The organism is Streptomyces phaeofaciens, from assembly GCF_014648915.1.
Lineage (GTDB): Bacteria > Actinomycetota > Actinomycetes > Streptomycetales > Streptomycetaceae > Streptomyces > Streptomyces phaeofaciens.
Genome location: NZ_BMSA01000002.1, coordinates 202198 through 213975 on the forward strand (window position 1 = coordinate 202198; position 11778 = coordinate 213975).

Annotated in this window: 13 protein-coding genes; 8 read left to right on the plus strand and 5 right to left on the minus strand. The window is 70.9% G+C overall.

The annotated features are described in order from the left end of the window. The first annotated feature begins 88 nt into the window (after positions 1–88). The 3 genes from IE275_RS04420 (at position 89) to IE275_RS04430 (ending at position 3201) form a co-directional block, all read left to right on the plus strand. Positions 89–1561, plus strand: a complete 1473-nt coding sequence (locus tag IE275_RS04420) for an ABC transporter permease (RefSeq protein ID WP_189707725.1) — start codon at positions 89–91, stop codon at positions 1559–1561. A gap of 45 nt (positions 1562–1606) precedes the next feature. Beyond that, complete coding sequence (locus tag IE275_RS04425) at positions 1607–2293, plus strand: ABC transporter ATP-binding protein (RefSeq protein ID WP_189707727.1); 687 nt, start codon at positions 1607–1609, stop codon at positions 2291–2293. Positions 2294–2409: 116 nt separating this feature from the next. Further along, a complete protein-coding gene (locus IE275_RS04430) occupies positions 2410–3201 on the plus strand; it encodes a group II truncated hemoglobin (protein WP_189707729.1) in 792 nt (263 codons plus the stop codon). Between the two features lie 34 nt (positions 3202–3235). Here IE275_RS04430 and IE275_RS04435 read toward each other — a convergent pair whose 3' ends face one another. Continuing rightward, entirely contained in the window at positions 3236–4141 is a 906-nt protein-coding gene (locus IE275_RS04435) for a helix-turn-helix domain-containing protein (RefSeq protein ID WP_189707731.1), read from the minus strand. Between the two features lie 172 nt (positions 4142–4313). Here IE275_RS04435 and IE275_RS04440 point away from each other — a divergent pair, with 172 nt between their 5' ends. Both IE275_RS04440 and IE275_RS04445 read left to right on the plus strand, forming a co-directional pair. Beyond that, on the plus strand, positions 4314–5354 hold the full coding sequence (locus tag IE275_RS04440) for an NAD(P)-dependent alcohol dehydrogenase (protein ID WP_189707733.1): 1041 nt from the start codon (positions 4314–4316) through the stop codon (positions 5352–5354). A gap of 81 nt (positions 5355–5435) precedes the next feature. Next, on the plus strand, positions 5436–5822 hold the full coding sequence (locus IE275_RS04445) for a VOC family protein (protein ID WP_189707735.1): 387 nt from the start codon (positions 5436–5438) through the stop codon (positions 5820–5822). Positions 5823–5928: 106 nt separating this feature from the next. Here IE275_RS04445 and IE275_RS04450 read toward each other — a convergent pair whose 3' ends face one another. Continuing rightward, entirely contained in the window at positions 5929–7032 is a 1104-nt protein-coding gene (locus IE275_RS04450) for a serine hydrolase domain-containing protein (RefSeq protein ID WP_189707737.1), read from the minus strand. 113 nt (positions 7033–7145) lie between these two features. Then, positions 7146–7610, minus strand: coding sequence for an SRPBCC family protein (locus tag IE275_RS04455; RefSeq protein WP_189707739.1), 465 nt, complete (start codon positions 7608–7610; stop codon positions 7146–7148). Between the two features lie 180 nt (positions 7611–7790). On the opposite strand from IE275_RS04455, the gene IE275_RS04460 reads away from it, so the two are divergent. Both IE275_RS04460 and msrA read left to right on the plus strand, forming a co-directional pair. Continuing rightward, positions 7791–8627, plus strand: coding sequence for an MBL fold metallo-hydrolase (locus tag IE275_RS04460; protein ID WP_189707741.1), 837 nt, complete (start codon positions 7791–7793; stop codon positions 8625–8627). Between the two features lie 177 nt (positions 8628–8804). Further along, positions 8805–9317 (plus strand): peptide-methionine (S)-S-oxide reductase MsrA, encoded by a 513-nt coding sequence (gene msrA / locus IE275_RS04465; protein WP_189707743.1) that lies wholly within the window; start codon positions 8805–8807, stop codon positions 9315–9317. A 94-nt stretch (positions 9318–9411) separates the two neighbouring features. On the opposite strand, the gene IE275_RS04470 is transcribed toward msrA, so the two are convergent. Both IE275_RS04470 and IE275_RS04475 read right to left on the minus strand, forming a co-directional pair. Then, on the minus strand, positions 9412–10224 hold the full coding sequence (locus IE275_RS04470) for a hypothetical protein (RefSeq protein ID WP_189707745.1): 813 nt from the start codon (positions 10222–10224) through the stop codon (positions 9412–9414). A gap of 79 nt (positions 10225–10303) precedes the next feature. Continuing rightward, positions 10304–10588 carry a hypothetical protein gene (locus tag IE275_RS04475; protein WP_189707747.1) on the minus strand — a complete coding sequence of 95 codons (285 nt, stop codon included), beginning with the start codon at positions 10586–10588 and terminating at the stop codon, positions 10304–10306. A 347-nt stretch (positions 10589–10935) separates the two neighbouring features. On the opposite strand from IE275_RS04475, the gene IE275_RS04480 reads away from it, so the two are divergent. Then, the gene (locus IE275_RS04480) at positions 10936–11778 is read left to right on the plus strand and encodes a YhjD/YihY/BrkB family envelope integrity protein (RefSeq protein WP_189707749.1); all 843 of its coding nucleotides are present in this window, start codon (positions 10936–10938) and stop codon (positions 11776–11778) included.

The following is an 11778-nucleotide window of genomic DNA, read 5'->3' on the forward strand; positions in this document are numbered from 1 at the left end:
GGTGTTTCCGGGGTCAATCACAGTCTTCTCATCGTTCTCTTATTTCTGCCTTATCCAGTCATCACGCGCCGTACCTACCTTGCGGCGCATGTTCTTCACCTACCTGAGGCGCGAACTGCGCCGCCGCAGAAAGGCGGCCCTCGTCGTCGCCTCCGGACTCGCGCTGGGCATCGCGCTGGTCATCGTGGTCTCCTCCGTGTCCTCCGGCATGGGGAAGGCCCAGGACAAGGTCCTCCAGTCCCTCTACGGCCTGGGTACGGACATGACGGTCACCAAGGCCGCCTCGCCCACCGCGAGCGCCTCCGACCGCCCGCGCTTCCAGTTCGACGCGCAGGACGACGAGTCGGACGAGGAACAGAGCACCGACCGGGTGATGGTCCAGGGCTTCCAGACCCTGTCGACCTCGGCCGTGACCAAGGTGGGCAAGCAGAACGGCGTCTCCGACGCGGTCGGCGGGCTGAGCCTCCAGGTCATCAAGGTCAGCGGCCAGTTCACCCGCGGCCAGTTCCAGCAGAACGGCAACGGCGGCGGCCAGGGCGGCCCCGGCCAGAACGGCGGCGGCAACGGCCAGCCGCAGGGCGAAGTGCAGGGCGGCGGCGCCAACTTCGACGTCAACAACTACTCCGTCTTCGGCACCGACGTCTCCCAGCCCGAGCTGGGCCCGCTGACCTCCTCCAAGATCACCAGTGGTCGTACGTTCAAGACCTCGGAGACGGACGCCAAGGTCGCCGTCATCGACTCGGCGTACGCCAAGGAGAAGAAGCTCAAGGTCGGTTCGACCGTCACCATCAAGAGCGTCAAGTTCAAGGTGATCGGCGTCGCCACGGCCGACAGCGGCGACTCCGCCGCCAACGTCTACATCCCGCTGGCCCAGGCGCAGACCCTCAGCGAATCGAAGAACAAGGTCACCACGATCTACGTCAAGGCGACCGACTCGCAGAAGATCGACAGCGTCAAGTCGACCATCCAGAAGAACGTCTCCGGTACGACGGTGACGACCTCCGCCGACCTCGCGGACACCGTCTCCGGCTCCCTCTCCACGGCCTCCTCCCTCGCCACCGACGTCGGCAAGTGGCTGTCCATCGCGGTCCTCGTCGCCGCGTTCCTGGTCGCCGGTCTGCTGACCTCCTCGGCGGTCTCCCGCCGGGTGCGTGAGTTCGGCACGCTGAAGGCGCTGGGCTGGAAGTCCGGCCGGGTCACCCGGCAGGTCGTCGGCGAGGCCATGGTCAACGGTCTGCTCGGCGGCGCGCTCGGCATCGCCCTCGGCCTCGCGGGCGCCTACGCGGTCACGGCCGTCAGCCCCACCCTCCAGGCCCAGCTGGGCGGCGGCGGGGGCGGTGGCGGCCAGGGCGGCCCCGCCGGCGGGGGCGGCGGCTTCGGCGGCGGTCCCGGCCGGGCGACCGCCAAGACCCTCGAGGTGGCCCTGACCGCGCCGGTGAGCCTGACCACCGTGGCCGTGGCGGTCGGCCTCGCCGTCGCCGGCGGTCTGATCGCGGGGGCGTTCGGCGGCTGGCGGGCCTCCCGGCTGCGCCCGGCGGACGCGCTGCGGCGCGTCGAGTAGCGCGCCGAGCAGCCAACCCCCTTCCGAACCACAGGAGTTGTCCCCATGTACGAACTCAGAGGCGTCACCAAGCGCTACACCCGAGGCAAGGACACCGTCCACGCGCTGGCCGGCGTCGACCTGACCATCGCGGACGGCGACCGGCTCGTCATCCAGGGCCCCACGGGCGGCGGCAAGTCCACCCTCCTGCAGATGCTCGGCGCCCTCGACCGGCCCTCCGAGGGCGAGGTCGTCCTCGACGGCACCGACCTCGCCAAGCTGTCCGAGGCCAAGCTGACCAAAGTGCGCAGCGAGAACATCGGCTTCGTCTTCCAGTCCTTCAACCTCATCCCGACGCTGACCGCGCAGGAGAACGTCGAGACGGCGCTCGTCCCGCTAGGCGTCAAGGTCAGGGAGCGGCGCGAACGGGCCGCGGAGGCGCTGGCGTCCGTCGGCCTGGGCGAACGCCTGGGCCACCTGCCCTCCGAACTGTCCGGCGGCCAGCAGCAGCGCGTCGCGATCGCCCGCGCGCTGGTCAAGAAGCCGAAGGTGCTGCTCGCCGACGAGCCCACCGGCAACCTCGACGAGGGCATGCGCGACGAGATCATGGAGGTGCTGGAGGGCCTGTGGAAGGAGCACGGGCTGACCTTCATCATGGTCACCCACGACTCGGCCATCGCGAAGAAGGCCCCGCGCCTCGCCACGATCCGCAAGGGCAGGATCACGGTGAAGGAGAACGCCGCGTCGGCCTGACCGCCGCCCCGGAAGACCCGCCGTCATGGCAGGTGAGCCGGGAGTTCGCTGAGCGCTGAGCGGACGGCCCGCCGGAAGGGAAGCCTCCGGAGGGCCGTCCGTGTTTGCCTGGCCTCATGACGGCATCCGAGACAGCCACCCCCCGCACCACGGTGGAGTACATCCGCTACCGCGTCCCCGAGGAGAGATCGGCCGAGTTCCTCGCCGCCTACACCCGCGCCGCGGTGCCGCTCGCGGCGTCGCCCTACTGCGTCGACTACGAACTCGCCCGCTGCGAGGCGGACCCCGCCTCCTTCGTCCTGCGCATCACCTGGACCTCCACCGAGGACCACCTCCAGGGCTTCCGCACCTCGGACCTGTTCCCGCCCTTCCTCGCCGAGATCCGGCCGTACGTCGAGGACATCGAGGAGATGCGGGACTACAAGGTCACCCCGGTGCGCGGGACGGGCTCCGCCGTGCCCACGCTGTACGCCTGGGCGGGCGGCGAGAAGGCCTTCGCCCGGCTGACGGAGGCGTTCTACGCCAAGGTCGTCGAGGACGACCTGCTGGCTCCCCTCTTCGCCGGCCTCGCACCCGAGCACGCCGAACACGTCGCCCTCTGGCTCGCGGAGGTCTTCGGCGGCCCCGAGACCTACTCCGCGACCCAGGGCGGCCACAGCCACATGGTCGCCAAGCACTTCGGCCGCGGCATCACCGAGCCCCAGCGGCGCCGCTGGGTCAACCTCGTCCAGGACGCGGCCGACGAGGCCGGCCTGCCGACCGACGCGGAGTTCCGCTCGGCGTTCCTGGCCTACGTGGAGTGGGGGACCCGGCTGGCCGTCCACTTCTCCGGCCCCGACGCCCAGCCGCCGGCGGAGCAGCCGGTGCCGAAGTGGGGATGGGGGGCCGCCCCGCCGTACCAGGGCTGAACCGCCCCGCGCCCGCACGGGCGGGCGGCGAGGATCAGGCGGACGGCGCCTGGGACCCCGCCCCCGCCCGGGTCGCGTCGACGCCCCAGCTGGCCAGCAGCCGCAGCGCCTCCGCCGACGCCGACCCCGGCTCCGCGTGGTACGCCACCATCGTCTGGTCGCTGTCGCCCGCCAGCCGGAACCCCTCGAAGTTCAGCGCGAGGTCGCCCACCAGCGGATGCCGCAGCCGCTTCACCCCGTGGCTCTTCTCCTTGACGTCGTGGGTCGCCCACAGCCGCCGGAAGTCCTCGCTCTTGACGGACAGCTGCCCGACGAGCGCGGACAGCCGCGGGTCGTCGGGGTGGCAGCCGGCGTCCATCCGCAGGGCGCAGACGATGTCGATCGCCTTCTGCTCCCAGTCGACGTACAGCTCGCGGTAGTCGGGGTTCAGGAAGATCAGCCGCGCCCAGTTCCGATCGGCCGCCGGCAGCTGTGCCCAGTCGCCGAAGACCGCCGCCGCCATCGCGTTCCAGGCGAGGATCTCCGTACGCCGCCCCACGACGTACGCGGGCACGCCGTCCAGCGTGTCCAGCAGCTGCCGCAGCGACACCCGCACCTGCTGCGGACGCGCGGTCTGCTTCTTCTTCTGCTTCGGCTTCGCCAGATGCGTGAGGTGCGCGTGCTCGGCGTCGGTCAGCCTGAGCGCCCGCGCGATCGAGTCCAGCACCTCCGCCGACACGTTCCGCCCGTTGCCCTGCTCCAGACGCGTGTAGTACGCCACCGACACCCCGGCCAGCTGGGCCAGCTCCTCGCGCCGCAGCCCGGGCACCCGCCGGTGCCGGCCGAAGTCCGGCAGACCCACGTCCTCCGGCTTCAGGCGCGCCCGCCGCGTGCGCAGGAACTCGCTGAGCTCGGCCCGCCGGTCCAGGGGCGCGCCGGGGAGTCCGCGCTGTTCGTCCATACGTCCAGTATTCACGGTCGTACGACGGTCAACCTGACCCCGCCGGTGGTAGGCACGCCAGTCGTACGCAAAGCCGTGGCCTGGGTGAGCCGCGCTTCGTCCGGCAGGCTCGAAGCCGTACCCGGTCCGCAGACGGACCGGGCCGCGAACCCCCTGCTAGGAGACCCCCGGCATGACCACCGTTGCCGCGTACGCCGCACCCGCAGCCAAGGCTCCGCTGGAGCGCACGACGATCGAGCGTCGCGCGGTCCGCGAGTTCGACGTCCTGATCGACATCAAGTTCGCCGGCATCTGCCACTCCGACATCCACCAGGCCCGTGAGGGCTGGGGCGAGGCGATCTTCCCGATGGTCCCCGGCCACGAGATCGCGGGCATCGTCTCCGAGGTCGGCCCCGGCGTCACGAAGTTCGCCGTCGGCGACCGGGTGGGCGTCGGCTGTCTCGTCGACTCCTGCCGTGAGTGCGACAACTGCGAGGCTGGCCTGGAGCAGTACTGCACCGGCGGCAGCGTCGGCACGTACAACGCCCTCGACAAGGACGGCGAGCCCACCTACGGCGGCTACTCCGAGAAGGTCGTCGTCGACGAGAACTTCGTCGTCCGCATCCCCGACGCCCTGAAGCTCGACGAGGCCGCGCCCCTGCTCTGCGCCGGCATCACCACGTACTCCCCGCTGAAGCACTGGAACGCCGGCCCCGGCAAGAAGGTCGCGATCCTCGGCATGGGCGGCCTCGGCCACATGGGCGTCAAGATCGCGCACGCGCTCGGCGCCGAGGTGACCGTGCTGTCCCAGTCGCTGCGCAAGAAGGACGACGGCCTGAAGCTGGGCGCCGATCACTACTACGCCACCAGCGACAAGCAGACCTTCGCGGACCTGCGGGGCACCTTCGACCTGATCCTCTCGACGGTCTCGGCCCCGCTGAACCTGGACGCCTACCTGTCGCTGCTGCGGACCGACGGCGCCTTCGTGAACGTCGGCGCCCCCGAGGAGCCCGTCGCCCTCAACCTGTTCTCGGTGATCGGCGGCCGCAAGACCCTCGCCGGCTCCGGCATCGGCGGCATCCGGGAGACCCAGGAGATGCTGGACTTCTGCGCCGAGCACGGCCTGGGCGCCGAGATCGAGCTGATCGGCGCCGACGAGATCAACGACGCGTACGAGCGGGTGCTGGCGAGCGACGTCCGCTACCGGTTCGTGATCGACACGGCGACGATCTGATCGCCGCCCGCGCAAGGGTCCCCGGCGGCCGCCCGGGGCCCTTGCCGGTCGCGAGTATGTTGGTGACGAGGAGGCTCCACGATGACCGTTCAGCTGAACCACACCATCGTCGCCGCACACGACAAGCAGGCCTCGGCCCGCTTCCTCGCCGACCTCCTCGGCCTGGAGGTCAGTGAGCCGTACGGCCCCTTCGTCCCCGTCGCGATCCCCAACGGTGTGACCCTCGACTACCTCGACGCGCAAGGGGAGATCACCCCGCAGCACTACGCGTTCCTGGTCTCCGAGGACGAGTTCGACACGATCTTCGCCCGCGTCCGCGCGGCCGGTCTGACCCACTGGTCCGACCCCTTCCACCACCACCCCGGCGAGATCAACCACCACGACGGCGGCCGCGGCACCTACTTCGACGATCCGAACGGCCACTGCCTGGAAATCCTGACCCGGCCCTATGGGAGCGGGAGCGGCTGAGCCGACGGTGTCGTCGTGCGTGCGACGGCGGCCGCGGAACGGGCCGACGGCCCGGTGACGGTTCGTCGGCCCTGTCACGTTGTCGGCCCGGTGACGGTTCGTCCGCTCAGGCGCGCAGGCCCGTCAGGCCGTCATGGGCGGCCATCACCAGCTCCAGCCCCCGGGTGTCGTCCGCGGGTTCGCGCATCTGGTTCGTCACGTACGCCACGGCCATCCCGCTGTCGGGCTCGATCATCACGAGGGAGCCGCCCCAGCCGCCCCAGCCGAGGGCGCTGCCGAACAGCCCGTAGCCCAGGCCGTAGCGGGCCGGCATGCCGAGGATGCGGTCCTCGCCGCTGAACTGCTCCTCCCGCGCCCGGTCGCAGCCCTCCCGTGACAGCAGCCGCGTGCCGCGCACCGTGCCCGCGCAGGCGATCACCGACTGCACGAGCGCCACCGAACGGGCGTTGCCGAACCCGCTCGCCGCCGGGATCTGGGCGCGACGCCAGGCCACGCTGTTGCCGTCCCGGACGCGCAGGGCGGTACCCGTGGGGTACGCGCTGTCGCCGGTGGCGCCGGCGGAGTAGTCCTCGTCCCGGGAGGGCGGCGGGACCGCGAGCGCCACCCGGTGGTCGTGCTCGGCGGGCAGTCCGATGTGGAAGTCGGCGCCCAGCGGGCCGGCCACCTCCCGCGCGAAGAACTCGCCCACACTGCGGCCGGTGATCCGGCGGACCACCTCGCCTACCAGGAACCCCTGGGTGAGGGAGTGGTAGCCGGCCTCGGTCCCCGGCTCCCAGCGCGGGGGCCGCGCGGCCAGGCGTGCCGTGGCGGACGGCCAGTCGTAGACGCCCTCGACCGGCCCGTCCCAGTCGGGCAGGCCCGCGGTGTGCGCGAGAAGGTGCCGTACCAGCACCTTCTCCTTGCCCGCCGCGGCGAACTCGGGCCAGTACCGGGCGACCGGCGCGTCCGGGTCGAGGGCGCCCCGGTCGGCCAGGACCAGCGCGGACAGCGCCGTCATCGTCTTGGTGACGGACCAGACGTTGGTGATCGTGTCCCGCTGCCAGGGGACCGTACGGCCGGCGTCGGCGAACCCGCCCCAGACGTCGACGACCGGCTCCCCGTCCACGAAGACGGCGACCGAGCCACCGACGTCCCCCTCGTCCAGCAGCGCGGCCAGCGCTTGGGGAACCGCTACGAACAGATCATCGTACGAGCCCTGGATGTCGGCCATGTATGTCATTCAGCGCCCGCGGCCGACCGGAGGCAACCGATTTTCCACTCCGGGGCTCCGGGGCTCCGGGGCTCCGGAGTTTTTGGAGCTCCGGGGCTCCGGGGCTGACGGGCTCAGAAGCCGTGCGCTTCGACCGCGGAGGCGACATCGTCGAGATCCTTGGCGATGCCCTTGCGTACCGCCCGCTCGCCGAGGCCGCCCAGGAGCGTGGCGAGCAGACCGGCGACGCCCGAGGTCGCGGTGGCCGAGAACGTCATCCGGACGGTCGTCGCCGACGGTCCCGCCGCCAGCAGGTCCCACTCCGAGACGTAGTGGGACCCGTGCGACTCGGCCTCGACCACATAGCGCTCGGGCGGCACGCTGGCCGTCACCCACATCTCCTCGGTGGCCTCCTTGCCGAACATCCGCCGCGTCTCCCGCCACCGCGTCCCCACGCCGAAAGCACCCTCGGTGAGCACCTCGAGCCTGGTGACCCCGCTGAGCACCCGCTCCATCCCGCGAAGATCGGTCAGCGCCTCCCACACGGCCCCCTGACCTGCCCCGACCCGACGCTCGACCACGACACTTCTGCTGCCCATATCCCCATGAAAGCACCGGCCTCCGGCAATCGCCGCTGCTGGAGCGCGGGTGGGCCGGCCGGGCACCGCACCCCCGGCCGGGGCCGGTGCCCGGCCGGGGGTGCGGTGCCTGGGGGAAAGGGCGACGATGGACGGACAGGCCGCGGCGCGATCACCACCTGGGGGGCATGGAGATGCCACATGCCGGTGCACAAGGTCCGCCCGGACATCAGCGTCCTGAAAGACAGCCTGGAGGTGCCCGGGATCGGACACCTCCCGGTGAACTCCTTCGTCCTGCTCGCCGCACAACCCGTCGTCATCGACACCGGGCTGGGGCTGCCCGACCGGAACTTCCTGGAAGCGGTCGGGTCCGTGCTGGATCCCGCCGATGTGCGATGGATCTGGCTCACCCACCCCGACCGTGACCACACGGGCGGGATCTTCGATCTGCTGGACGCGGCGCCCGAGGCGCGGGTGGTGACCACGTTCCTGTCCGCCGGGCTGATGTCCTGCGAGCGGCCGCTGCCGCTCGATCGCCTGTATCTGCTCAACCCGGGCCAGACCCTGGACGTCGGCGACCGCACCCTCACGGGGTTCAGACCCCCGCTGTTCGACAACCCGGCGACCGTCGGCCTCTTCGACGACCGGTCGGGAGTCTGCTTCAGCTCCGACTGCTTCGGCGGGCCGATGTCCAGTGCCGAACTGGCACACGCCGACGACGTCGCCGCGGTCGACGTGGAGGAACTGCGGGCCGCACAACTGCTGTGGGCCACGGTCGACAGCCCGTGGGTGCGCAACGTCGACATCGAGAAGTTCCTCGGCACCTTCCAGACACTGCTGGACAGGGAGCCGGAGCTCGTCCTGTCCACCCATCTGCCGCCGGCTCACGGGATCACCGATTCGATGATCGACACGCTGGGCTCGGCCGCCGGGGAATCGGCGTTCGTGGGTCCGGACCAGGCGGCGCTGGAGCAGATGCTGGCCGGATTCGAACCCGCCGGCGAAGAGCGACGGCCCGCGCCCGGCACCCCCGGATGACATCGGCACGCTTCAGGACCCTCACCGGCCGACACCCCGTGCGGCGCCGCCCCGCCCCCGGCGCACGCCCCTCGGCCCTCGGCCTCGGCCGGACCGCCGACCGGCACGGAATCGCCGGGCACCCTCGAGCGTTGAGGACACCGAGTGACCGAGCCGACAGATATTGGAGGGGCCGTGATGGCGGCGCAGACACAGAGGGCCGTGCTGGCCGGCGGATGCTTCTGGGGAATGGAAGAGCTGATCCGCCGACTCCCGGGCGTCACGGCGACCAGGGTCGGATACACCGGCGGCGACGTGCCGAACGCGACGTACCGTAACCACGGCACGCACGCGGAGGCCATCGAGATCCTCTTCGACCCCGAGAAGACCGACTTCCGGGCGATCCTGGAGTTCTTCTTCCAGATCCACGACCCGAGCACCGTGAACCGCCAGGGCAACGACATCGGCCTCAGCTACCGCTCGGCGATCTACTACGTGGACGACGAGCAGAAGAAGGTCGCCGAGGACACGATCGCGGACGTGGACGCCTCCGGACTGTGGCCCGGCAAGGTCGTCACCGAGGTGGAGCCGGTCGGCCCCTTCTGGCAGGCCGAGCCCGAGCATCAGGACTACCTCCAGCGGTACCCGGACGGCTACACCTGCCACTTCCCCCGCCCGGGATGGCGACTGCCCGCCCGCACCCAGGGCTGACCCCGAAACGGCCCGGCCACAGGCGGACCCTCGGCCCTGCCGAGGCTCCGCCTCCCCCGCGCGTCCGTGAGCCGGACAGTGGTGCCCGGTGGCGTCAGCCGCGTCGCTTCCACCAGCGGCGCTTGGGTCCGCCTGGCTGGGGGCCCGGTTCGGACAGCGTGGGGGCCGCCGGTGCGGTGTCCGGGGTGACGGCGCGCAGTGCGGTGCGGATGCGGTCGAAGGCCGCGATCGGGTGGTGGTCGTCGCCGGGCAGCGCCACCCCGACGCAGACCAGCTTGAAGCTGTTCCCGCCGAGGCCGGAGCCGATGAACACCGGCGCGCCGACGCACCCCTCGGGCAGGCGCCCCATCCACCGGATGCCGCCGTCGCCGGAGCGGCTGATCTTTCCGACCACGACGGCCTGCTCCCGGGCGCCGTTCCCGGCGCCGACGTCGTGGCCCAGGAGATAGGCGACGACCGGGCTCTCACCGAGAGCGGCGATGTCCTCCTCCGTGGCCGCGATGCCGTCGGTGATCTCGTCGGTGGTCCAGCGCCACCCCTTACGAGCGCCGTGCGCGTGCAGCCCGGTGGTGGACATGACCGCCACTCCCAGGTCCCCGAGGTGGGTCCACCCCTGCGCGAAGTCGGTCATCAGCAGCTTCTCCGCGCTCATCGCGGGTGCGCACAGATCCCGCCGGAGGGTGAACTCGGCGATCTCGACCTCCGCAGGCCGACCGGAGGTCACGAGGTACTGCCGGACGACCTCACCTTCGGCAGTCGTCTCCACGAGTTCGTTGAACCAGAAGGCCGTCGCGTGCTGCTCCTCCCGGTTGGCCCGCTTGAAGGGAAGGGTCGAACGACCGGCGTGACCCATGATGGCGTCGATGGTCGCACTGTGAAGATCAGGAAGATCGGCAAGGTCGGACATGGATCGGGAGGGTAGCGAACGGCCGGGAACGGCTTTTGAGGGGCCCGCCAGGGCGCTCAGGCGGCCGGTCCCCACGCGGTCAGGCGGAGGCCACCACCTCGCCGGCCATGACCAGGGGAGGGTTGGGGAGCAGCGACGCGAGGTTGTCCCGCACGAAGTCCGCAGCCCTGGAGATCGATTCGTCGGCACCGGCCCGGTCCTGGAAGACGCTGGTCGAGACCATCACCCCGTCCCCGGCGTCGATCCAGTAGTAGGCCACGAAGCCGGGGACCTGCCGCATGAGCGGCACGAACCCCTCGTTCACGAGCCGTGCGGCCTCGGCCGAATCGGTCACCCCTTCGTACCGCCGGACTGCTGCGTACATCCCCAAGCTCCTCACGGCGTTCTGAGTTCGTTCTCTGCCCAGAGGTCGTACCCCTGCGACGCCTTCCTGGTTCACGAGGTGTCCGGCAATCACCTGAAGGGCCGCCTCGGGTGATCCGAACGGCAGTCGCCGGCCCGGACACACGGCCCCGCACACCCATGCGTGAAGCAGACGTGTCGCACCCCACCCGCCCCGCGACCGTCCGTTAGGCTCGCGCCGCCACACAGGTTCCGACCTTCACGGAGGGCAGGACGGCGAGGATCAACCGCGAGCGCCTCACCAGGACGCTGACGTTCTGGCTGCGTCCGGCGTTCGCCCTGCGGGTCGTCAGCCGCTTTCAGAAGATCGTGGGTTTCGACCGTTCGATGGCCCTGGCGTCCAGCGCACTGACCGCACTGGTTCCGCTCTCCGTCCTCATCGGTGCCGTTCTGGACAACTACGTGCACTACGACGCCGCGGAGCGCATCATCAACCGCTACGACCTCACGGGATCGGGCGCCGCGGCAGTCAACTCCCTCTTCTCCCCCGCCGAAGGCACGAGTGTGAGCGTGGGTCTCTTCGGGATCGTGTTCCTGACGATCTCCGCGCTGAGCTTCGCGCGAGCCTCGCAGCGGCTCTTCGAGCAGACCTGGGAGCTGAAACCCCTCAGCGTGCGCAACACGCGCAACGGCCTGTGGTGGATCCTCGCCCTCGGTGGCTACGCAGTGGTCACCGGGCTGCTCGCCGCGCTCCCCGGCCGGGACTGGCTGGCCGTCGCGGCCGCGCTGGGTGAGGTGGCGGCGACCGCCGTCTTTCTCGTGTGGAGCGGCTGGATCCTGTCCGCGAAGCGGATCAGTCTGCCCGACCTGCTTCCTTTCGGGATCACCGCGGCCGTTCTGACGGCGGCCTACTGGGTGGCCGCGAGCGTCTACCTGCCGCGCCTCTTCAACTCCTCCGTCTCCCGCTACGGGGTGGTCGGGGCCGTCTTCGCGATGATCTCGGCCCTCTTCGCGGCCATGTTCGTCATCGTCGGGTCGGCGGCACTGGGACGAGAGGTGGCGGACGAACTCGGCCGGATCCGTCAGGGGCACCGCCCCTCCGACCACGAGGTCCGCCGGCAGTGGGACAGCGTGGTCGAGCAGACCCGTTCGCGTTGGCACACCGCGAGGGAACAGGTCTCTCGTCGTCGGACCAAGGGCTCGGACCACTGA

Excerpts from the sequence above, each read along its gene's own strand:
- IE275_RS04420 (WP_189707725.1), top strand. The coding sequence starts at position 89 with ATGTTCTTCACCTACCTGAGGCGCGAACTGCGCCGCCGCAGAAAGGCG.
- IE275_RS04425 (WP_189707727.1), top strand. The coding sequence starts at position 1,607 with ATGTACGAACTCAGAGGCGTCACCAAGCGCTACACCCGAGGCAAGGAC.
- IE275_RS04430 (WP_189707729.1), top strand. The coding sequence starts at position 2,410 with ATGACGGCATCCGAGACAGCCACCCCCCGCACCACGGTGGAGTACATC.
- IE275_RS04435 (WP_189707731.1), bottom strand. The coding sequence starts at position 4,141 with ATGGACGAACAGCGCGGACTCCCCGGCGCGCCCCTGGACCGGCGGGCC.
- IE275_RS04440 (WP_189707733.1), top strand. The coding sequence starts at position 4,314 with ATGACCACCGTTGCCGCGTACGCCGCACCCGCAGCCAAGGCTCCGCTG.
- IE275_RS04445 (WP_189707735.1), top strand. The coding sequence starts at position 5,436 with ATGACCGTTCAGCTGAACCACACCATCGTCGCCGCACACGACAAGCAG.
- IE275_RS04450 (WP_189707737.1), bottom strand. The coding sequence starts at position 7,032 with ATGGCCGACATCCAGGGCTCGTACGATGATCTGTTCGTAGCGGTTCCC.
- IE275_RS04455 (WP_189707739.1), bottom strand. The coding sequence starts at position 7,610 with ATGGGCAGCAGAAGTGTCGTGGTCGAGCGTCGGGTCGGGGCAGGTCAG.
- IE275_RS04460 (WP_189707741.1), top strand. The coding sequence starts at position 7,791 with ATGCCGGTGCACAAGGTCCGCCCGGACATCAGCGTCCTGAAAGACAGC.
- msrA (WP_189707743.1), top strand. The coding sequence starts at position 8,805 with ATGGCGGCGCAGACACAGAGGGCCGTGCTGGCCGGCGGATGCTTCTGG.
- IE275_RS04470 (WP_189707745.1), bottom strand. The coding sequence starts at position 10,224 with ATGTCCGACCTTGCCGATCTTCCTGATCTTCACAGTGCGACCATCGAC.
- IE275_RS04475 (WP_189707747.1), bottom strand. The coding sequence starts at position 10,588 with ATGTACGCAGCAGTCCGGCGGTACGAAGGGGTGACCGATTCGGCCGAG.